Source organism: Paenibacillus sp. JT22N1, assembly GCF_059692155.1.
Genome location: NZ_JCAUAW010000003.1, coordinates 109926 through 130668 on the forward strand (window position 1 = coordinate 109926; position 20743 = coordinate 130668).

Annotated in this window: 21 protein-coding genes; 1 reads left to right on the top strand and 20 read right to left on the bottom strand. The window is 43.8% G+C overall.

The features are described from left to right. Positions 1-4: 4 nt before the first annotated feature. The 13 genes from fliF to AC58UU_RS06870 form a co-directional block, all read right to left on the bottom strand. Positions 5-1588 (bottom strand): flagellar basal-body MS-ring/collar protein FliF, encoded by a 1584-nt coding sequence (fliF, locus tag AC58UU_RS06810; protein WP_497314172.1) that lies wholly within the window; start codon positions 1586-1588, stop codon positions 5-7. Between the two features lie 43 nt (positions 1589-1631). Beyond that, the gene (gene fliE, locus AC58UU_RS06815) at positions 1632-1940 is read right to left on the bottom strand and encodes a flagellar hook-basal body complex protein FliE (protein ID WP_171648836.1); all 309 of its coding nucleotides are present in this window, start codon (positions 1938-1940) and stop codon (positions 1632-1634) included. A 20-nt stretch (positions 1941-1960) separates the two neighbouring features. Next, the gene (gene flgC / locus AC58UU_RS06820; protein ID WP_497314174.1) at positions 1961-2410 is read right to left on the bottom strand and encodes a flagellar basal body rod protein FlgC; all 450 of its coding nucleotides are present in this window, start codon (positions 2408-2410) and stop codon (positions 1961-1963) included. Positions 2411-2416: 6 nt separating this feature from the next. After that, positions 2417-2824 (bottom strand): flagellar basal body rod protein FlgB, encoded by a 408-nt coding sequence (flgB, locus tag AC58UU_RS06825; RefSeq protein WP_497314176.1) that lies wholly within the window; start codon positions 2822-2824, stop codon positions 2417-2419. Between the two features lie 223 nt (positions 2825-3047). Then, complete coding sequence (gene codY, locus AC58UU_RS06830) at positions 3048-3833, bottom strand: GTP-sensing pleiotropic transcriptional regulator CodY (RefSeq protein ID WP_029195350.1); 786 nt, start codon at positions 3831-3833, stop codon at positions 3048-3050. Between the two features lie 41 nt (positions 3834-3874). Next, on the bottom strand, positions 3875-5272 hold the full coding sequence (gene hslU, locus AC58UU_RS06835; RefSeq protein ID WP_497314178.1) for an ATP-dependent protease ATPase subunit HslU: 1398 nt from the start codon (positions 5270-5272) through the stop codon (positions 3875-3877). Between the two features lie 68 nt (positions 5273-5340). Next, a complete protein-coding gene (gene hslV / locus AC58UU_RS06840; protein ID WP_047672807.1) occupies positions 5341-5895 on the bottom strand; it encodes an ATP-dependent protease subunit HslV in 555 nt (184 codons plus the stop codon). A 195-nt stretch (positions 5896-6090) separates the two neighbouring features. Next, complete coding sequence (trmFO, locus tag AC58UU_RS06845; protein ID WP_497314180.1) at positions 6091-7407, bottom strand: FADH(2)-oxidizing methylenetetrahydrofolate--tRNA-(uracil(54)-C(5))-methyltransferase TrmFO; 1317 nt, start codon at positions 7405-7407, stop codon at positions 6091-6093. A gap of 12 nt (positions 7408-7419) precedes the next feature. Continuing rightward, entirely contained in the window at positions 7420-9522 is a 2103-nt protein-coding gene (gene topA / locus AC58UU_RS06850; RefSeq protein WP_497314182.1) for a type I DNA topoisomerase, read from the bottom strand. Between the two features lie 69 nt (positions 9523-9591). Beyond that, positions 9592-10683 carry a DNA-processing protein DprA gene (gene dprA, locus AC58UU_RS06855; RefSeq protein ID WP_497314184.1) on the bottom strand — a complete coding sequence of 364 codons (1092 nt, stop codon included), beginning with the start codon at positions 10681-10683 and terminating at the stop codon, positions 9592-9594. Positions 10684-10799: 116 nt separating this feature from the next. Next, positions 10800-11732 (bottom strand): succinate--CoA ligase subunit alpha, encoded by a 933-nt coding sequence (gene sucD, locus AC58UU_RS06860; protein WP_029195344.1) that lies wholly within the window; start codon positions 11730-11732, stop codon positions 10800-10802. 50 nt (positions 11733-11782) lie between these two features. Continuing rightward, a complete protein-coding gene (sucC, locus tag AC58UU_RS06865; protein WP_029195343.1) occupies positions 11783-12943 on the bottom strand; it encodes an ADP-forming succinate--CoA ligase subunit beta in 1161 nt (386 codons plus the stop codon). A 283-nt stretch (positions 12944-13226) separates the two neighbouring features. After that, the gene (locus tag AC58UU_RS06870) at positions 13227-13484 is read right to left on the bottom strand and encodes a hypothetical protein (protein WP_047672798.1); all 258 of its coding nucleotides are present in this window, start codon (positions 13482-13484) and stop codon (positions 13227-13229) included. Positions 13485-13683: 199 nt separating this feature from the next. On the opposite strand from AC58UU_RS06870, the gene AC58UU_RS06875 reads away from it, so the two are divergent. Next, the gene (locus tag AC58UU_RS06875; protein ID WP_497314186.1) at positions 13684-15255 is read left to right on the top strand and encodes a YifB family Mg chelatase-like AAA ATPase; all 1572 of its coding nucleotides are present in this window, start codon (positions 13684-13686) and stop codon (positions 15253-15255) included. An 84-nt stretch (positions 15256-15339) separates the two neighbouring features. Here AC58UU_RS06875 and AC58UU_RS06880 read toward each other — a convergent pair whose 3' ends face one another. The 7 genes from AC58UU_RS06880 to rplS form a co-directional block, all read right to left on the bottom strand. Next, positions 15340-15717: a YraN family protein gene (locus tag AC58UU_RS06880; protein WP_497314188.1), complete on the bottom strand. Its 378-nt coding sequence runs from the start codon at positions 15715-15717 to the stop codon at positions 15340-15342. Beyond that, a complete protein-coding gene (locus AC58UU_RS06885; RefSeq protein WP_497314190.1) occupies positions 15714-16031 on the bottom strand; it encodes an EscU/YscU/HrcU family type III secretion system export apparatus switch protein in 318 nt (105 codons plus the stop codon). Before AC58UU_RS06885 ends, AC58UU_RS06880 begins: the two co-directional genes overlap by 4 nt. Then, entirely contained in the window at positions 16028-17875 is a 1848-nt protein-coding gene (locus AC58UU_RS06890) for a TP0910 N-terminal domain-containing protein (protein WP_497314886.1), read from the bottom strand. Before AC58UU_RS06890 ends, AC58UU_RS06885 begins: the two co-directional genes overlap by 4 nt. A 75-nt stretch (positions 17876-17950) precedes the next feature. Beyond that, the gene (rnhB, locus tag AC58UU_RS06895; protein ID WP_497314192.1) at positions 17951-18598 is read right to left on the bottom strand and encodes a ribonuclease HII; all 648 of its coding nucleotides are present in this window, start codon (positions 18596-18598) and stop codon (positions 17951-17953) included. A 164-nt stretch (positions 18599-18762) separates the two neighbouring features. Further along, positions 18763-19635, bottom strand: a complete 873-nt coding sequence (ylqF, locus tag AC58UU_RS06900; protein WP_497314194.1) for a ribosome biogenesis GTPase YlqF — start codon at positions 19633-19635, stop codon at positions 18763-18765. Between the two features lie 11 nt (positions 19636-19646). Next, on the bottom strand, positions 19647-20258 hold the full coding sequence (lepB, locus tag AC58UU_RS06905) for a signal peptidase I (protein WP_497314196.1): 612 nt from the start codon (positions 20256-20258) through the stop codon (positions 19647-19649). Between the two features lie 90 nt (positions 20259-20348). Further along, on the bottom strand, positions 20349-20690 hold the full coding sequence (gene rplS / locus AC58UU_RS06910) for a 50S ribosomal protein L19 (protein WP_028558249.1): 342 nt from the start codon (positions 20688-20690) through the stop codon (positions 20349-20351). Positions 20691-20743: the final 53 nt, after the last annotated feature.

Consider the following 20743-nt stretch of genomic DNA (forward strand, 5'->3'; position numbering starts at 1 on the left):
ACCTCTATTCGTCTACTAACCAAGTACGAAGCAAATTGACAAAGTCTTCTGGTCGCTTTTTGGCTAGAGTTTCTAGCTGCTTGCGTACTTGATTGTCATTAGTAACATTTTCGATATCAATCGTTGGAAGCTCTGCCTTACCTGCTGCAATATTCATTTCTTGTTCCAATTGTTGCTGCGCAGCTTTTCTACGTTTTCTAATTGCGAACCCTGCAATTAATCCAATTGCAAGCGCCGCTAAAGCTAAACCTGCATACGTTAAGTAAGTTGTCGTTTTCGAAGCGAGTGTATCCGGTGGTCTAGCGAATGAATGTGCGAATACTGTAACTTTTTTCTGTAAATCTTCGTCTGTATATGTAACTTTATTATCTGCTAAAGCAGTTCTTACAATGTTTACCAATGCACTTTGTACCGCAGCCTTGGTCTCAGCCGTTAATGAGTTGGGATCATCTTTAACCGGAGGCTCAATCCCTACATTAATACTTAAATCTTTCACAACATACGGTGTAGAGATAATATCGTTAGTAATTCGATTGACTTCATAATTGACAGTCTTATTATTTTTCTCTGAGTTAGACTTGCCTGAGCTAGCTGCCCCCGGATAGCCTGGAACATCTGTAGTCCCTGTACCTGGTACACCACCTGTATCAGCCCCATTGTTCTGATACGACTCACTTGCTTCCTGCAGGGAAATTTCCAACCCTTTTTGATCCACTTGATTCGGAGCGCTGACAAGCTGCTCTTTGCTTTTCTTTTGATCAAAATTCATTGTTGAGAATACACTTACATTCACTTTGTCACGGCCAAACATCGTACCCAGCATTGTATTGATATTCTTCTGCAAATCATTTCGGAACTGGTTATTAATATCCGCTTGACTAGTGACTAAACTCGTGGATGACGTTCCGCCTACCTTCGAAGATACAAGACTCTGTCCATACTGGTCTGAGATCGTTATATTCTCTAGAGGGAGATTCTTAACACTGTGCGATACTAAGTTATAAATCGTATCAACCTTTGCTTGATCTAATGTATAGCCCTGTTTGGTTTGCACGACAACAGATGCCGTTGCTTTCTCTTGCTGTTGCTGTAAGAAAGGTCCTTCTTCTGGAAGTGAGATGAGAACTTTAGAACTAGCGATTGCTTGATTAGAGTTAATCAACTGTTGAAGCTCGCCTTGTATCGCGTTCAAATATTTCACTTTGAATTCGTTGTCAGTAATACCAAATGAGCTGCTGTCGCTAAATGCCCCAAAGCCTAAAGAGCCGTTCTTATTTAAACCTTGAGACTCAACACCAAGCTTTACATTTGCTACTTCGCTTGTTGGTACTTCGATACTTTTACCATCAGCACTAAGATGGTACGGAATCTTTGCTGTATCTAGATATGATTTAATGGCTGAAGCATCACTTGGCTGCAATTCTGTAAATGCGAGTGAATACTCCGTTTTTGATAAATTAATACTTATAATTGCCGCAGTAAGAATCAGTAGGACTACCGTTGCTATAAAAGTGATTTTCGTAGTTCTACTATATCGATTCCAATATTGCTTCACCTTTTCCCAGTACTGGAGCAGGTTCTCGTTCACTCTGTCACCTCATCGAACCAAAATTTAGCAGCATCTAAGTCATTCACAGCTGCATTCTCATCATTTCTTGGTAAGCTTCAAGAACTTTGTTTCTGACTTGTACAGTCAACTCAAGTCCTAGCGATGCTTTCTCAGAGGCTATTGTCAGTTGATGAACATCGGAAAGCTCACCTTTGATGAAACTCTGATTCAAATTGTCTACTTGTTTTTGTTGCGTGTTTAAGTTTGTCATAGCGTCATTCAGGAACGAACCGAATCTTTTACCAAGGTCAGCAGCCCCTTCACCGGAGTTATCCTTTGGTTGAATGGAACTCATGATGTTTAATGGACTGTAACTTATTTTGTCAATCATGATGCAACCTCCTGTAGTGGTTATCTACCAATCTCCAAAGCTTTGGTTATCATTGATTTACTTGCATTAAGGGCGGTTACATTCGCTTCATAAGATCTAGTAGCAGAAATCATATCGACCATTTCTTTAAGTACATCAACATTGGGCATGTAAACGAATCCATTCCCATCTGCATCTGGATGAGTTGGGTTATAGACTTGTTTCAAAGGTGACTTATCTTCAAAAATTTTATTCACCCGCACACCTTCACCTGTACCATCAGCCATCGCCGAATTAAGCGATTGCGCAAAGCTGGGCTGAGCTTTCGTTTCAAAAGCAACTAACTTCCTTGTATAGGGAACCCATTTCCCATCTACGAACTTAGCACGTGTTGTATCCGCATTCGCTATATTAGAAGAGACAACATCCATTCTTAATCGCTGAGCAGTCAGTGCCGATGAACTGATGTCAAATCCATTGGTTAACCTCATTGGTTATTACTTCCCTCCTAAGACTGTGCGCATTTTTTTAAATTCGCTGTTCATTTGCTGAATCATTGCATTGTATTTAAGTTGGTTTTTAGCCATTAACGACATTTCATAATCCATATCGACATTGTTCATATTGTTGTTAATCGCTGTCGATTCATCTGTTTTTATTTCTGACTTTGGCTGATTTGTGGATTTCCCTATTAAGAAATGCCTAGGGTCTGTCCGATAACCTTCTATAGAAGGTGTTGATGAATTCATCTGACCTTGTAAAAGTTCTTCGAACACGACATCCGAACGCTTAAAGAAGGGTGTATCCGCATTGGCTACGTTGTTTGCTACAACCTTTTGTCTTAGAGTCGATGCATCAAGCGATCGCTCCATCAAGTTCCAACTTGGTTTGTCTAACAAAGACATTTCGATACCCCCGACTATAGAATATTTGACATATACTTCAACATTGTATTTATCGATTCCTTCTTATTTCGACATTATTTTCATAAAATAATTTGAAATGGTCCTTATTGTAGAAATATGTAAAACATTCGCCTAACCTTTCTTATCATCTAAGATATTACGATAACTTACAATAAGAAAAAAGCCCTATCTTTTACAAGACAGGGCTTTTCTATGTGTTTATCTACAATTTTGTTTTTAATTGCTCGATACTTTGTATTAATTGCTCATTTAAAATACGGATATAAGTGCCCTTCATACCAAGCGAGCGAGTTTCAATAACTCCGGCACTTTCCAGTTTACGAAGTGCATTAACAATAACAGAACGAGTAATGCCTACCCGATCGGCAATTTTACTCGCTACCAAAAGACCTTCCTTACCGTCTAGTTCTTCAAAAATGTGTTCCACCGCTTCCATTTCACTGAAAGATAAGGAACCAATCGCAACTTGAACGACCGCTTTGCTTCTAGCTTCTTCCTCAATTTCTTCGGCACGTTCTCTTAATATTTCCATCGCGATAACGGTAGATCCATATTCAGCCAGAACTAAGTCATCATCAATGAAAGTTCCTTCACTACGACTTAAAATAAGCGTTCCCAAACGAGAGCCACCACCAATAATTGGTACTAAAGTCGTATGCGTATATGGAAACATATCTTTCATTTGCTCCGTGTAATAGAAATATGGACTGTCAGGTTCTGCTGTTGATGATGTTTCCTCAATCTTCAAGAGCAGATTGTTGGACTCCATCGGAAATCTGCGTTCAATTAATATGGTCTGATTCATTTCCGGTGAAACAGGATCATTCGTTACCGCATATCCTAAAATTTTGCCTTTGCGGCTAACGACGTAGATATTTGCAATAACAATATCACGCAGAACCTCGGCCATATCCATAAAGCTAACTGCATTGCCAGCTTCTTTTTGCAGCAAGCGATTTAGCCTTCTTGTTTTATTTAATAAACTCATTTAACTGCCTCCTACTTACATAACCATGCGATAGTTCTTTATTATAAGATATATTGACTTAAATCTCGGTTTTGTACAATATCACTAAGCTTCTCACGGACATATTCGGGGTTAATTACAATGGACTCCAATGTAATCTCAGGGGCTTCAAAGGATAAATCCTCCAGCAATTTTTCTAAAATAGTGTGTAATCGCCGAGCACCAATATTCTCCGTATTCTGATTAACTTCAACCGCGATACGAGCTATTTCATAAATAGCTTCGTCCGCAAACTCAACCGTTATACCTTCCGTTTGCAACAATGCTGTATATTGTTTTGTTAATGCATTTTTGGGTTCTTTTAAAATAGAAACAAAGTCTTCCAAGGTCAAGTTACTTAATTCTACTCGAATTGGGAACCTTCCCTGAAGCTCTGGAATTAAATCAGAAGGCTTAGCAATATGGAAAGCACCTGCACCAATAAATAAGACATAGTCCGTCTTCACGGGACCATATTTGGTTACAACCGTTGAACCTTCTACAATCGGCAAAATGTCTCGCTGAACACCTTCTCGAGAAATGTCCGGTCCGCTACCGCCGCGGCTATTACTAGCGATCTTATCGATTTCATCAATAAAAATAATACCTGATTGTTCAGCACGGTTAACAGATTCTTGGATCACTTCATCCATGTCAATCAATCTTTGCGCTTCTTCTTGAGCTAGCACTTTCCTAGCTTCTTTTACAAGCAGCTTACGTTTCTTCATTTTTTTCGGGAGAAGATTGCCGAACATCTCCTGCATATTCATACCAGCTTGTTCATTGCCTTGACCAGCTAGCATATCCATCATCGATGGTGAAGAGTCTTCCACCTCGATTTCTACAACTTCATTCTCTAATTTACCATTAGTCAATTGCTCAGCGATTTGAGCCCTTTTGGCGGCAAGTGAAGGATCTGGAACACTTTCTTCTTGATCCGGTTGGTTTTGCCCACCAAACAGCATTTCAAGAGGGTTACGCTGTGTTTTGGAACGAGTAGGACTTGGCGCCAGCAATGTAACAAGACGCTCGTTAGCGAGCCTCTCAGCGCGGTCTTTAACCTTTTCCATCCGCTCAGCCTTAACCATACGCACGGAAGTTTCGATCAGATCACGTACCATTGACTCCACATCGCGACCAACATAGCCGACTTCTGTGAATTTAGTGGCCTCTATCTTAATAAATGGTGCGCCAACCAACTTAGCTAGTCTGCGCGCAATTTCAGTCTTTCCAACGCCGGTAGGCCCAATCATGAGTATATTCTTCGGAACAATCTCATCCCGCATAGCCTCATCCACGAGGTTTCTCCGATAACGGTTTCGCAAAGCAATTGCAACCGATTTCTTCGCTTTTTTCTGACCTACTATGTATCGATCCAATTCTTGGACAATTTGTTTAGGTGTAAGGGAGCTGTTTGCCATTTTGTACCCTCCTAAAAGTTTTGCTTAAGCAAAACTAACATCGTAAGCATTAACTTTTCAATCGTTAACTATTCAATTTCTTCCACAATAATATTATGATTCGTAAACACACAAATTTCAGCTGCAGTTGTTAGGGCGGCGTGGGCTATTTCCTTAGCACTTAACGACGATGCATGGCGATGCAATGCTCTTCCTGCAGCTAGTGCAAAGCTGCCACCAGAGCCAATAGCCAAAATACCGTCATCAGGCTCAATAACTTCACCATTTCCCGAGAGCAGCAGTAAACCAGTTGAATCCATAACGATCATCATTGCTTCAAGCCTCCGCAGAACACGATCCTGACGCCAGTCCTTCGTAAGTTCAACCGCAGCACGCTGTAAATTTCCGTGGTGTTCCTCCAGCTTGCCTTCGAATTTCTCAAAAAGTGTAATCGCATCGGCAACAGAACCAGCAAAACCAGCGATGACCTTCCCTCTATGTAAACGCCGAACTTTTTTGGCCGTGCTTTTCATAATCATGCTGTTGCCAAATGTCACTTGCCCATCTCCAGCAATAGCTCCCTTACCTTGATGACGAATGGCAAAGATTGTTGTCGCATGAAACGTAGCTTGATTAGGATCCATCTCTTCTCACCTCTCAAATGGAATCATACACCATGAAAGTTACTCTATACGTTGGTTTCGGTCTCATAAATGAGATAAACCTCTAGCGAGGTCAATTCGAGAAATGACCGCATCTAGAGGTAAATGTATGAGGAAACGAATGAAAAATGCTACAAAACATAATTATAGTAACATAGCAAAGAGTCCAATTACAACCTACTCTGCATATGTTTTCTTAAAATTCTGAATACTCTCCAAAGCTCGATTAGCCAGCTTCTCGTATTTCTCTTTTTTATTCCGAATTCGTTCGGGTAATTGTGGAAGCAAACCAAAATTAGCATTCATCGGCTGAAAATGTTTAAAGTCAGCTGTCGTGATGTAATGTGCCATGCTACCCAGAGTCGTTTCCTCCGGAACAACCAAACAAGGCTGCCCTTTAGCTAAACGCCCCGCATTCATTCCTGCGATCAAACCAGAAGCCGCAGATTCCACATATCCTTCAACACCCGTCATTTGACCTGCAAAAAACAGATTTTCACGACGTTTAAATTGATAAGTGGGTTCCAGAAGCTTCGGAGAGTTTATAAACGTGTTTCGATGCATAACACCGTAGCGTACGAACTCTGCTTGCTCTAACCCTGGAATCAAGGACAATACCCGTTTCTGCTCTCCCCATTTCAAATGGGTTTGGAAACCGACTAAGTTATATAAAGTTCCCGCTGCATTATCCTGACGGAGTTGAACGACTGCATGCGGCATCTTACCTGTATGCGGATTTATTAAACCGACTGGTTTCATTGGCCCGAACAGTACCGTTTGTCTACCGCGTTTCGCCATAACTTCTAAGGGCATACAACCTTCGAAATAAATTTCTTTCTCGAATTCCTTCAGCTCAGCAACCTCAGCAGTTATTAAAGCTTCATAGAAAACATTGAACTCTTCTTCTGTCATAGGACAGTTAAGGTAAGCAGCCTCTCCTTTGTCATAACGGGAAGCCAAGTACACCTTATTCATATCAATGGAGTCCTTCTCCACTATCGGAGCTGCTGCATCATAAAAGTACAAATATTCCTCACCCATTAGCTCTTTAAGGCCTGCAGAAAGATCAGGTGATGTTAATGGACCTGAGGCAACAACTGTTATGCCTTCAGGCAAGGTTTGAACTTCCTCATTGCGAACCTCTATGAGCGGATGGTTGCGGAGCGTCGATGTAACAGCTTGAGAGAACCCGTCACGGTCAACTGCTAATGCGCCTCCTGCCGGTACAGCATGCTCATCTGCACAAGATAGAATGAGCGAATCCATACGTCTCATTTCTTCCTTCAGCACTCCAACAGCGTTAGTAAGGCCATTCGAACGCAGTGAGTTACTACAGACTAGCTCAGCAAATTGATCAGTTATATGTGCTGGTGTTTTACGGACATTACGCATTTCGTATAAAGTAACAGGCACGCCCTGACGGGCAATTTGCCAGGCGGCTTCACTTCCAGCCAATCCTGCACCGATGACTGTTACTCTTGGATATTCTGGCAAAATGGGACACCTCTAATCTTTCATATCATCTGAATTATCGTCATTAACTTCTTCTTTATGATCACATTGCGTACATTGTATATTCACGCCATTCTTGCTTCTTTTCTCGATCATCATCGAGCTGCAAACAGGACATGGCTTGTTGACTGGTTTATCCCATGAGACAAAGTCACAGGTTGGATACTGATCGCAACCATAGAAAACTCGCCCCTTTTTGCTTCTGCGTTCGACAATTTTCCCAGTATGACAAGTTGGACATGTAACACCAATATCTTTAATAATTGGTTTCGTATTGCGGCAATCCGGGAATCCAGAACATGCTAGAAACTTACCGAAACGCCCCATTTTATAGACAAGATGTTTACCGCATTTCTCGCAAATCTCATCCGAAATTTCATCTTGGATTTCGATTTCCTTCATTTCCTCTTCAGCGAAAATAAGCCGCTTTTCAAAGGAGGTGTAGAATGTATCTAGAACTCGAACCCAGTCCTCTTTTCCCTCTTCGACAAAGTCTAGCTCTTCTTCCATATGAGCCGTGAACTCGATATCGAGAATTTCAGGAAAAAACTCCTGCATCAATTGAATAACTAATTCACCAAGCTCCGTAGGTACGAATTTCTTCTCTTCGATTGCAACATACCCACGCTTCTGAATCGTCTCCAGTGTCGGTGCATACGTACTCGGACGTCCAATGCCCATTTCCTCTAACGCCCTAACTAAACGAGCTTCAGTATACCTTGGAGGCGGTTGAGTAAAGTGCTGCTTCGGATCCACGCTTTGCTTCTGCAAGGAATCACCCTTAGTCAGCGGCGGCAGCAATTTGTCCTCTTCTGTCGTCCCGTCATCATTGCTCTCGACATAAACTTTCATAAATCCAGCAAATTTCATCTTGGAACCATTCGCTCTAAATACGGTTTCACCAGCTGTTAAATCAATGGTCATCGTATCCAAGACGGCTGAAGCCATTTGACTTGCTACGAAACGATCCCAGACTAGCTTGTACAGACGATATTGATCTTTACTGAGAAATGCCTTCATTTGATCAGGTTCTCGAAGAACAGATGTAGGTCGAATACCTTCATGCGCGTCCTGCGCGTTAGCATTTTTCTTTGTGTACTGACGTGGTGTCTCCGGGTAGAAGGCAGGGCCATATTTATTAAAGATAAAATCTTTGGCTTCTTCTTGGGCAACCGGCGATATACGGGTTGAATCAGTACGCATGTAGGTAATTAAACCAACCGTGCCTTCTTTTCCTAAATCTATTCCTTCATATAACTGCTGTGCCACAGACATGGTCTTTGAAGCACGGAAATTAAGTTTCCTCGCCGCTTCCTGCTGCATAGAACTTGTAATAAAAGGAGGAGAAGGATTACGTTGGCGTTCTTTCTCTTTCACTTCTTTCACTGTAAAAGCATCACTGCCCATCGCAGATAAAATCAGATCGACATCCTCTTGCGAATGCAGTTCCTTTTTCTCACCGTTAATGCTGTGATATTTTGCTTCGAACACGGTTTTACCCGCATCCAAAACAACGGTAATCGACCAATACTCTTCAGGTTCGAAGGCCTTGATCTCATTCTCTCTGTCATGTATCAATTTAACCGCAACCGACTGTACACGGCCTGCAGATAATCCTTTTTTTACTTTCTTCCAAAGTAAAGGACTGATTTTATAACCAACAAGTCGGTCCAATATGCGTCGAGCTTGCTGTGCGTTAACGAGATCTTGGTTAATTCGACGCGGAGTTTTGAAGGCATCCTTTACCGCATCCTTAGTTATTTCGTTAAATACAACACGGCAGAGTTCTTCGGGACCTACATCCAAATAATGAGCTAAGTGCCAGGCAATAGCTTCACCTTCGCGATCCGGATCCGCCGCCAGATATATTTTTTTCACTTTTTTACTCGCATCTTTTAATTCTTTAAGTATAGAACCTTTACCGCGGATTGTTATGTATTTAGGCTCAAAGTTACGATCCACTTCTACGCCAATTTGGCTTTTTGGAAGGTCGCGAATATGACCCATTGAAGCTTTTACAATAAATTTATTTCCCAAATATTTGCCGATGGTTTTGGCTTTTGCTGGTGACTCAACTATGACTAAAGAATCCGCCATGGATCGTCCTTCCTCCCCTCTTGGTTTCAAGGTAAAGTCTATTGGCGAGAAGAAAAGCTTCGTATTAGCCTATGCTAGTATGTAAGTAGAACCCGGAAGCTGTTTAATCGCCTTTTTCATTACCAAAGATAACAGAACTGCATGCAAATGTCCAAACGTAAATTGACCGTCCTCTAATAGAGCATCAATCGAGACCGGCTCATTCGACAACTTTCGAACGATTTCGCCTTCCTCATCCGTAAGCGAAAATGTCGGCAAAGGCTTCTTCATGGCACCCTGATCTTCCTCACTCAACATATGTTTATAATCTTCTACAATCTCTTCAACACGGGTAACCAATTTAGCGCCATCCTTTAGAAGCTTATGGACACCACTACTTTGGTTAGAATCAATAGGACCGGGAACGGCGAATACATCTCTTGATTCATCCACGGCAAACTCAACTGTAATCAATGATCCACTATCTTCTGCTGCTTCCACAACCGTAACCCCTAAAGACAATCCAGCTATGATTCGATTCCTTTGCGGAAACATTCCTGGCCTCATGCCCGTTCCTATAGGATATTCAGAAATGATGACACCCTCTTGTTCTATATTTCGATATAATAATGCATTCTCACGCGGATAAATTTGATTAATCGCACATCCTAGAACAGCTACCGTTTTGGATTTACCTTGCAACGCACCAATATGGGCCTTACTGTCAATTCCCCTTGCCAGTCCACTTACGATACTGAATCCCGCTCTAGAAAGGGCTGCTGCCCACTCCTCAGCAATCTTCTTTCCATAAAGCGTAGGGGTTCGTGTTCCTACCATACCGAGGAGACGCCCATTCAATAATGATACATTTCCTTTCACATATAACACCCAGGGAGGCTGCGCAATTTCTTTAAGAATCGAAGGGTAGTCTTCATCTAAAAGTGTAAGAATTTGAATGGATTGCTTCTTATATAACTGAAGCTTTTGCTCAATAAAAGACGATGTAAACCGCGTGGCGATTTGTTCAGCAATGGAAGCTCGGATACCTTTAGAGGCAATTGCTGCAGCCGAAAGCTCTAACAGCACGTGAGGATCTGGAAAGCGGGTCAGTAGCTGAAGAATCGTTTTCCAACCAACACCCTCGAGCTCGTGAAGACCAAACAAAATAAAACGATTATCCATAAGTATATACACTCCCTTCTAGAATAACAAATGGTTGCAAAGCCAAGAAAAAGAAAAAACCTCCCAAATCCCTTAATCAGGGAGATGGAAGGTTGCTTACCTTCGTTAGAAGAAAACTATTTTTTTGTAATAACTTTATCCAGCATGCCTTTTTCTTCAAGCACGCTAACAAGTGTGGAGCCCATCTCTGATGGTGTAGCCGCTACGCGGATACCACATCTTTCCATCGTTGCAACTTTCTCAGCAGCTGTACCTTTACCACCGGAAATAATAGCGCCAGCATGGCCCATACGTTTTCCTGGAGGAGCCGTTTTACCGCCGATAAACCCTACAACTGGCTTCGTCATGTTCGCAGCAACCCACTCAGCCGCTTCTTCTTCAGCTGTACCGCCGATTTCACCAATCATGATGACAGCATACGTATCTGGATCATCGTTAAAACGCTTAAGGATATCGATGAACTCGGAGCCTTTAACAGGGTCTCCACCGATACCTACAGCAGAGGATTGTCCAATGCCGCGAGTTGTCAATTGATGAACTGCTTCATAAGTTAGTGTCCCGGAACGGGAAACTACACCTACGTGACCTGGCGTATGAATGTAACCCGGCATAATACCGATTTTGCACTCGCCTGGCGTAATAACGCCTGGACAGTTAGGTCCGATTAGAACAGTTTTCTTTCCTTCCAGGTAACGTTTCACGTTAACCATGTCAAGAACAGGAATACCTTCTGTGATACAGATAACCAGATCAAGTTCAGCTTCGATAGCTTCAATGATTGACTCTGCAGCGAAAGCTGGTGGTACATAAATAACGGATGCCGTAGCACCAGTTGCATTTTTAGCTTCGATAACGGTGTTGAAAACTGGAAGCTGAACTAGCTCACCGTTTTCCAATGTGATATCTACTTTTGTTCCGCCTTTACCTGGGGTTACGCCACCAACCATTTGTGTGCCGTATTCTAGGCCGCCTTTGGTATGAAACAAACCCGTAGCGCCGGTAATCCCTTGAGTAATGACTTTTGTATGTTTATTAACCAAAATACTCATGATCTTTTGTTCACATCCCCTATATTATTTGAAACCGCTCGGGTTTTAATTTATTTAACTAATGCAACGATTTTTTGTGCGCCATCTGCCATGGAGTCAGCAGCAACAATGTTCAAGCCGGATTCATTAAGAATCTTTTTACCAAGTTCAACGTTTGTTCCTTCAAGGCGAACAACAAGCGGACGGGAAAGTCCAAGCTCTCTAGCAGCAGCTACAACACCATCAGCAATAACATCACAACGCATGATGCCACCGAAGATGTTAACGAAGATCCCTTTAACTTGCTCATCGGATAAGATGATTTTGAAAGCTTCTGTTACTTTCTCTTTCGTAGCACCGCCCCCTACGTCTAGGAAGTTAGCCGGGTCTCCGCCGTAGTGCTTGATAATGTCCATAGTGGCCATAGCAAGTCCTGCACCGTTAACCATACAACCGATGTTACCATCAAGAGCAATGTAGCTCAGGTCAAATTTAGAAGCTTGAATTTCTTTCGCATCTTCTTCTTCAAGGTCACGAAGTTCAACGATATCCTTGTGACGGAAAAGTGCGTTGGAATCAAAGTTCAATTTGGCATCAAGAGCCATAACGTCGCCAGAACCAGTAACAACTAGAGGATTGATTTCTGCAATGGAAGCGTCTTTCTCTACGAATGCTTTATATAGAGCTAACATGAATTTTACCGCTTTGTTTACAAGCTCATTAGGAATGTTGATGGAGTATGCAAGTCTGCGTGCTTGGAAAGCTTGAAGACCGATCGCAGGATCCACAACTTCTTTGAAGATTTTCTCAGGAGAATGCTCAGCAACCTCTTCAATCTCCGTACCGCCCTCTTCAGATGCCATCAAAACGACGCTACCTGTTGCACGGTCAACAACAACACCAACATAATATTCTTTCTTAATGTCACAGCCTTCTTCGATCAAGAGGCGTTTAACTTCTTTGCCTTCAGGACCAGTTTGGTGAGTGACAAGAACTTTACCCAGAATTTCGCTTGCATATGTACGAACTTCATCGAGGCTTTTGGCTACCTTAACGCCGCCTGCTTTCCCGCGACCTCCGGCATGAATTTGCGCCTTTACAACAACGACGGATGTTCCGAGTTCTTTCGCTGCTTCAACAGCTTCGTCAACGGTAAAAGCAACTTTTCCGTTAGGAACGTTGACTCCGTACTGTCTCAGGACTTCTTTGCCTTGATACTCATGGATATTCATTTCCTAAAATCCTCCTATCAGTATGGACTTTCTATACGTGCTATACAGGGAAAAAGTGTAATTTCCTATTTGTGTAGTGCACGAAATAAATCTTGCTGCCGGAATTAGTATCACACTTCTTCACAAGCCCTAACCATTGTATCACTAATTTTCGACAGTTTCCTTATTTTTTTCGTTAATGCGTTCAAATTTTCCTTTCAGGCTGAAAAACTTTAGCTATCACATTCAACATAAAAAAAGACGTATTTTCAATAGCTGAAAAATACGTCTAACTTCGACTTTATTAATAGAGCGGCGTTGTTGGTGTATTCATTCGCGGTTCACGCTCCGCTTGTTTAATGAAGCGAAGCTCATTACCCGTGAAACTGCACACCAAGCATTGAATCGTAGGTTCTGGCTCTGGAATTGCGTCAGGATCCTTGAATTCTGTTATATTTCCTGATAGAGCGTCCTTCAAAAACGACTGAGAATAGCTAGTAATTACACTGAACTTGATACGATTGGAACGACAATTGGGACAAAAATACGGTTTCTCCTGCATATCATCACCTCTAGTTCCAGTATGTGCAAGCCGTGCATTTTTAAAACGTACGCCGTGATCATTTCCGGATTGCGTAATTTTACCATTATCGTATACAATAAGGGCAAAGTATAAAACGGATCAATAAGGAAGCACCTTTTATCCCACTTTATGTCAGCTCGAAACAGCTGCGTAACTATGGAGAGGAAGGTGTTTTTTCATGTATGGCAAAGTCATGAGCGCTTGCTTGCAGGGAATAGAAGGACAAACGATCGAAGTAGAGGTCGATATTTCAAGTGGCTTACCCCAAATTAACTTGGTTGGTCTCCCCGACTCGGCCATTCGGGAATCTGTTGAAAGAGTGCGCTCCTCTATCAAAAATTGTGGGTACACATTCCCCATGGATCGGATTACTGTCAATCTCGCACCAGCAGATTTACGCAAAGAAGGCTCATCTTTTGATTTAGCCATTGCGGTAGGAATTCTAATTACAACCGGTCAGGTGCCAATGGACAGCTTTCTGCACACTTTATTTCTCGGTGAACTTGCATTGGATGGTTCCCTTCGCCCCATACCGGGCGTTCTTTCTATGGCGCACGCCGCGAAAAAGCTAGGGATAAAACGCGTCTGCCTCCCCCTCGCGAATGCTCCTGAAGCTGCTTTAATAGAAGGTATTGAGGTGTGCGCGATAACTAACCTTTCTGATTTTAAGTCCTGGAACAAGCAATCTCATCACGAATTTATATTTAATGGCGTTAATTATAAACATAGTGAACTTTCGACAATTTCTGCCGAAGAACACAACTTTGTCGAAGATTATGCCGATGTCAATGGACAGCATCAAGTGAAGCGTGCCATGATGATCGCTGCAGCCGGTATGCATAATATTTTATTAATCGGTCCTCCCGGAACCGGGAAAACGATGCTTGTGAAGCGCATGCCCTCGATTCTGCCACCTATGTCAGACAAAGAAGCATTAGAAGTCACGAAGATATACAGTGCCTCAGGAAAGCTTATTGATCGCTCATCACTCATGCGTACAAGATCCTTTAGAGCCCCGCATCACACGATTTCACCCGCCGGACTTGTCGGAGGCGGAACAATACCCAAACCTGGAGAAGTTAGCTTATCTCATCGAGGCATTCTTTTTCTTGATGAACTGCCGGAATTCACGAGAATTGCCCTCGAAGTACTTAGACAGCCGCTTGAGGATCGTCATGTTACAATTGCAAGAGCAAGAGCGGCTTACACATTTCCCTCTCACTTTATATTGGCTGCCGCCATGAATCCATGTCCTTGCGGGTATTATGGAGCCGAAACAGAAGCTAATTCTTGTATCTGTAGTCCTGCTAAAATTGTTCATTATCGTTCTAAGATATCAGGTCCCTTGCTTGATCGCATCGATCTTCATGTTGAAGTACCTAAACCAAGTTACACACAACTTAAGGAACGAACAAATCACTTGTCCTCAAAAGAAATGTTAATGCAAGTTATGCGCGCACATCAAAGACAACAACAACGGTATGCAGGATCTAGCATCCAATATAATAATGAATTAAGTGGTAAGCGGATGAGACAAATTTGTCACCTAACACCAGAAGGTGATCAACTGCTTAGTGCCTCTTTTGAAGCTTTGGGACTTAGTGCAAGAGCCCATGATCGCATTCTAAGGCTAGCCCTAACCATCGCTGATCTTGAGGAATGTGACAGTATCCAGCCGCAGCATCTAGCTGAAGCGATCCAATACCGTAATTTGGATAAAAAGCAGCGGATTGAAGAGATTGAAATCTAATGTTATAAACGATGATAGCATCTAAATATGTTTATACCTCAAAAAAAGAGCCATTTGACGCGTTGTCATTTCGACAGACGACTCTCAAAAGGCTCCTTGTATGTGTTCAATATGAGGTGCTGCTCCATCCACGGATAGTTCTACAGTGATCACATCAAATTGAATGGACTGCTCGTATTTTTGAAATCGATGCAAGTAAAATTGTGCTGTCTCTTTGACTTTCAACTGCTTGCGATAGTCGACGGATTCTTTGGCTGAGCCAAAACGACCTGAAGGGCGCCTTGTTCTGACCTCAACAAAAATTAACTTATTGGCTTTCTCTGCAATAATATCAAGCTCGCCAGTGCGACAGCGCCAATTACGTACCACAATTCGGTAATCACGCTCACTTAGAAATGCTTCAGCCAACTCTTCGCCAAGCTTCCCCAACTGCTTCCGGTCATCTTTACGAAATTCCGTCATTCATTATTCCTCGACGATCTCATCCGGTTATCTGAACGATAGATAAAACTTAATACCTCAGCGACCAATTGATACAGTTCCGGGGGGATTTCTTGATCCAAATCCAGCTTAGACAACACTTCAACCAAAGAGGAATCCTCTTGAATGGGGATCCCATTCTCCTTGGCTTTCTGAAGAATGGCTTCTGCTATGTGCCCTTTCCCTTTCGCAATGAGGGTTGGGGCTTTCTGCGCTTCAGGTGAGTAGCGAAGCGCTACAGCCTTCTTAAGGGGCGTCGGTTGCGACTCCTCAGATGCATTCCTTTGCTTAGTCATGCTCGGAAATCCACCCCTTTGTAGGCTTTTGGCTGGTAGAGCGCTCGAAGATCTACTCTACCATCAGATGCCCCTTGCTTGGAATCTACATTCTCCACAACAGGCGGCAGCGGATATGGCGAGCATTTTAATGAGATAAATTGATAACCTGCTTTATGCATGGCTGCTATTATTTCTTCTTTGGACTCCTCCATCAAGGGAGCTAACGAAGGATGATCATTATGGATGTTCAAAGATACGATTTTATTGACGACATGCACATCGAGCAAAGTATTGCCCATCACTTTCATTTGAAGGTCGAACAGTAAACGACAATTGCTCGCGTCTACTTCCCCGCGCTTTCCTTTGCGGGATTGGATGTGAATGGCGGCAGATTGCTGGCCAGTGCCATCCATGAAGGGGACAAACAATGTCATATGTGCAAACATAGAGCTCTTGTCACCAGTCAACATGAGCTGTTGCCCTGTAATCTGCCCAAGGGCTTGCTGCGCCGCCTCTTTGAGCGGCGCTGGCGTGTCATCAGAGGCTGTAAGCTGCAATAGCAGACTCTTCAGTGTGTCAGCAGCAGGCTTGACGGAGTCGTCCTGCTGGGATGCTGTGGCGATCAGATTAGGCAGCTGATCGTCAGTGTTGTTGCGCCCCCGTAGAATAGCGTCTGCGCGCTCATCTAGCTTCACTGCTAGATGAGACTCGTGCTCCACGCCTACGGCTTTGAGCATGCGGCTGATCCAGTTTGGCTCTGGATCAGCCTCGACCTCTTGAGGCGCACTATTATGCGCCTCCGGTGGAGCCGCCTTTTGCTTCGCAGGCGGCTCTGGTTGTACCTGCGAACCCGCCGCGGGCGGTTCGCCTTCACTTGCAGGCTCAGCGCTGCGCGCCTGAGCCTCAGTCGAGGCCGCCCCCGCTGCGCGGGCGGCATGAGGCCCCGCCGCCGGCTGCGCCGAGGCGGCGGTAGCGGTCTCCGCGCGTGGCGCAGCCGCCGCGGGAAGCTCCGCGCCCGCAGCTGCAGCTGCAGCGGGTGGAGCCGTAACGGCAGCGGCCGCAGGCGCGCTGCCGGAAACCACAGGCGGCGACCCTGCGGGAGCCGCCTTCGCACCACCGCCAGCCTGCGGAGCAGCTGGCGTAACGGCAACATCCGCGGCCGGCGCCTCCGGCGGCCGCGCAGAAGGCCAGGTAGCAGCGGCAGAAGCACGCAGCTCCTTGAGCAGCGATACCACCTGCTTCGTGGTATCAGCCGCCGGATGTGCCGGATCTTGCTCAAGCAGAACTGTCGCCTGCTGCTCTAGCTGCTCCAGCACCTTACCGACAGGCGGCCCCGTCGTAACCTGTCTCAAAGCCCCCACAGTCGCCTCTGTGAGCGGCAAACCCTTTTTATAGGCAAGTACAGCTGCCTGTGCCCATTCTTCCTTATTGACACCCTCAGGCATGTTGCGCATTACAGCCTCAAAAGCCTTCACATTCTCCTTTGACACCGGAACGCCTTCCTGCTGCATCTGCTGTACCATTTGACGATTTCCAGCCGTATCTTTTATCGTGAATGCCTTTAACAGCTCACTAAGCGAATCCTCCGTAATTTGTACATCTGAAGCCGTTAGTGGCTTGAGCAGTATCTGACCGCCACTGGATTCCGGTTGTACTTGCAGCATCGTAACATCCCCTTGCTTAAGGGGTGTTTCCAACTTGGCGCGCACCTGCACTCCGCCAATATTAATCAACGCTTCTTGGTCACTGAGCAACTGAAGCACAACACCTTTAACAATTTGTCCTACTTTTAATTCAAGCACCTTACTTTCAGATGCTGTTAAGTCACCCACTAAACTCCGAATTAAACCACTAATATTCATGGCGCTCACCTCAAATCTTCCTAAACACTTATGTATATTATCGGCGGCTTGTTGCCTTTTCGTTACAATAAGAAGTTAAATGAGATCCAATTCCAGTTGTTCAGACTCGAGCACAATCTCTTTCTCTTCCAATTGCGCGATCACTTTACGTATAAATAATTTCCGATGCAGCGGTGTAGGACCATACCGCAAGAGCATCTCTCTATGGTGCTTTGTTGCATATCCTTTATGTATAGCAAGTCCATATTCGGGAAACTGTTCATCCCAATCCACACACATACGATCTCGGGTAACCTTAGCAATAATCGATGCGGCTGCAATAGATTGACTTAGTGCATCTCCATGAATGATCGCAGATTGTTCTATGTCCACATCAATATTTTCCGCATCCACAAGAAGAAAATCAGGTGCTATGTTTAACTGCTCCACTGCCTGCTTCATAGCAAGCCTGGCCGCCTGTTTTATATTGATCGCTTCAATTCTATCCACATCCACAATGCCTACACCAACAGCTAAAGCCTCATTCATGATCTGATCATAAAAGATATCTCGCTTCTTTTCAGAAAGCTTCTTGGAGTCGTCCACACCCTCCAGCACATATCCCATCGGAAGTATAACCGCAGCCGCGACTACATCCCCAAATAAACAGCCTCTGCCTACCTCATCAATACCCGCTATTAGAGTAAAACCTTGCTCCCACAGTTGTTTTTCATGCTCTAACAATGGCTTTCGCCCCTTTCCATCTCCTCATTATAAAGGATTGGCGCTTGGACAAGCCACACCCATTTTTTTCAATGTTCTTATGTAAAAAAGAAAAAGCCACCCCCGAACCCGCTTGATCAGCTAAGTCCAAAAGTGACCGTTTCCTTCTTTAATTATTGACCTGACTACCTTTTCTCAAGGGGCCTCTCCAAAGAAATGCGCCCCATCTTGCCTGCTCTAAGCTCACGAATAATGATTAATGAGGCTTTGTCCAAATCTACTTTGCCCCCGCTCACAATCGCACCACGCTTACGGCCGATAGCTTCCATGACTTTAACCATTTCCTGGATGTCGTCCAAATCCTCTGGAAGGTCTTGAACCCCAAATCGTTCTTGAATACCGGCCCCATAATTCTGGACCATGTATTTAACGACAAAGAGTGCAATCTCATCTAAATGAAGCAGTTCTTCTTTAATGGCACCTGTTGCTGCCAATCTCATTCCAACCATTTGGTCTTCGAATTTGGGCCACAAGATACCTGGCGTATCGAGCAAGTCCATTTCGGTTCCAACTTTAATCCATTGCTGCCCCTTCGTAACACCAGGCTTATCTCCTGTTGCTGCAATTTTCTTACCTGCTAATTGGTTAATGAGCGTCGATTTCCCAACGTTCGGGATACCTACAATGAGCGCCCTTACGGCACGAGGATTAATCCCTTTGCTAAGCTGCCGTTCAATTTTATGTGCCCAAAGCTGCTTAACTCGCGGCAAAATTTCTTTGACGTGTGTTCCAGTTGCTGCATCAATCGGCAATGCTGGTAGGCCCTGATCAGCAAAATACTTAACCCAATCTGCCGTCACTTGCGGATCTGCCAAGTCATTCTTATTAAGCAGAACCAAACGCGGTTTACCTTTTAAAATTTCATCTACCATCGGGTTCCGACTGGAGAGCGGTATGCGGGCATCCAAGAGCTCGATCACAACATCAATCAGCTTAAGCTTTTCTTCAATCTGTCTTCGGGCCTTGGTCATGTGACCGGGAAACCATTGAATGGTCATTCTACTTCACCTCAAAAATGTATGAAACTAATTTTGCTCACTGGCCAAAAAATGACTTCGGCGCGACCTACGATTTTGTTGTAAGGTATGAAGCCAATCGCTCGGCTGTCTTTGGAGTTACCTCGGTTATCTCCCATTGCGAATATTTCACCTTCTGGCACTTTTTTCTCTTGAAAATCGGATAACGTATTATAGGCACGTCCTTCTTTATTCGCCTGCTCAATCGCTTCCTTGATGTAAGGCTGATCAATCTCTTGACCATTAATGAACACTTTGTCACCCGTAACCTTAACGGTCTCACCAGGAAGACCAATTATGCGTTTAATGTAATCCTTACCTTCCGGTGCATGGAAAACGATGACTTCTCCGCGTTTAGGTGAGCGAATATCATAAACAATTTTATTGACAATGAGTCGTTCACCTGTTGAAAAGTTCGGACGCATGGAATCTCCATCAACAATAAAAGGAGAGAACAGGAACCAACGAATGATAATCACGAGCACTCCCGCGATCACTAATGCTTTAATCCATTCCCATGTTTCACTTTTTGCTGTTTTAGCGGGAGTCGTTTCCGTTGTTGTAGCCGGCTCTATGTAAGGCTGTTCTTGATTTTTGTGTTCCATCACTGATTGCCTCTTTTCCAGTTTTGGTTTATATCTATTATGTACCATGAAAATGAAAAGGAGACTTGCCTGAACAAGCCCCCCGTTTTCTTATCGAATTTCTTTAATTCTTGCTGCTTTACCACGAAGACCACGCAGATAATAAAGTTTCGCACGACGAACTTTACCACGGCGAGCCACTTCAATCTTGTCAATCTTCGGAGAATGGAATGGGAAAGTTCTTTCCACACCCACACCGTAAGAAATTTTACGAACTGTAAACGTTTCGCTGATTCCACCGCCGTGGCGTTTAATAACAACACCTTCGAACAGCTGAATACGCTCACGTGTACCCTCGATAACTTTTACGTGTACTTTAAGTGTGTCTCCTGGACGGAAATTAGGAATATCCGTACGGAGTTGCTCTTTCGTAATCTCTTGAATAAGATTCATAGTTGACTCCCTCCTTCCACACAGGTGTTCATTCCGCTTATTGGCATAGTCGT

What these genes read in the sequence shown, in the direction of transcription:
- fliE (WP_171648836.1), bottom strand. Translation starts at nt 1,940, where the DNA reads ATGATTGACAAAATAAGTTACAGTCCATTAAACATCATGAGTTCCATT.
- flgC (WP_497314174.1), bottom strand. Translation starts at nt 2,410, where the DNA reads ATGAGGTTAACCAATGGATTTGACATCAGTTCATCGGCACTGACTGCT.
- flgB (WP_497314176.1), bottom strand. Translation starts at nt 2,824, where the DNA reads ATGTCTTTGTTAGACAAACCAAGTTGGAACTTGATGGAGCGATCGCTT.
- codY (WP_029195350.1), bottom strand. Translation starts at nt 3,833, where the DNA reads ATGAGTTTATTAAATAAAACAAGAAGGCTAAATCGCTTGCTGCAAAAA.
- hslU (WP_497314178.1), bottom strand. Translation starts at nt 5,272, where the DNA reads ATGGCAAACAGCTCCCTTACACCTAAACAAATTGTCCAAGAATTGGAT.
- hslV (WP_047672807.1), bottom strand. Translation starts at nt 5,895, where the DNA reads ATGGATCCTAATCAAGCTACGTTTCATGCGACAACAATCTTTGCCATT.
- topA (WP_497314182.1), bottom strand. Translation starts at nt 9,522, where the DNA reads ATGGCGGATTCTTTAGTCATAGTTGAGTCACCAGCAAAAGCCAAAACC.
- dprA (WP_497314184.1), bottom strand. Translation starts at nt 10,683, where the DNA reads ATGGATAATCGTTTTATTTTGTTTGGTCTTCACGAGCTCGAGGGTGTT.
- sucD (WP_029195344.1), bottom strand. Translation starts at nt 11,732, where the DNA reads ATGAGTATTTTGGTTAATAAACATACAAAAGTCATTACTCAAGGGATT.
- sucC (WP_029195343.1), bottom strand. Translation starts at nt 12,943, where the DNA reads ATGAATATCCATGAGTATCAAGGCAAAGAAGTCCTGAGACAGTACGGA.
- AC58UU_RS06870 (WP_047672798.1), bottom strand. Translation starts at nt 13,484, where the DNA reads ATGCAGGAGAAACCGTATTTTTGTCCCAATTGTCGTTCCAATCGTATC.
- AC58UU_RS06875 (WP_497314186.1), top strand. Translation starts at nt 13,684, where the DNA reads ATGTATGGCAAAGTCATGAGCGCTTGCTTGCAGGGAATAGAAGGACAA.
- AC58UU_RS06880 (WP_497314188.1), bottom strand. Translation starts at nt 15,717, where the DNA reads ATGACGGAATTTCGTAAAGATGACCGGAAGCAGTTGGGGAAGCTTGGC.
- AC58UU_RS06885 (WP_497314190.1), bottom strand. Translation starts at nt 16,031, where the DNA reads ATGACTAAGCAAAGGAATGCATCTGAGGAGTCGCAACCGACGCCCCTT.
- AC58UU_RS06890 (WP_497314886.1), bottom strand. Translation starts at nt 17,875, where the DNA reads ATGAATATTAGTGGTTTAATTCGGAGTTTAGTGGGTGACTTAACAGCA.
- ylqF (WP_497314194.1), bottom strand. Translation starts at nt 19,635, where the DNA reads ATGACCATTCAATGGTTTCCCGGTCACATGACCAAGGCCCGAAGACAG.
- lepB (WP_497314196.1), bottom strand. Translation starts at nt 20,258, where the DNA reads ATGGAACACAAAAATCAAGAACAGCCTTACATAGAGCCGGCTACAACA.
- rplS (WP_028558249.1), bottom strand. Translation starts at nt 20,690, where the DNA reads ATGAATCTTATTCAAGAGATTACGAAAGAGCAACTCCGTACGGATATT.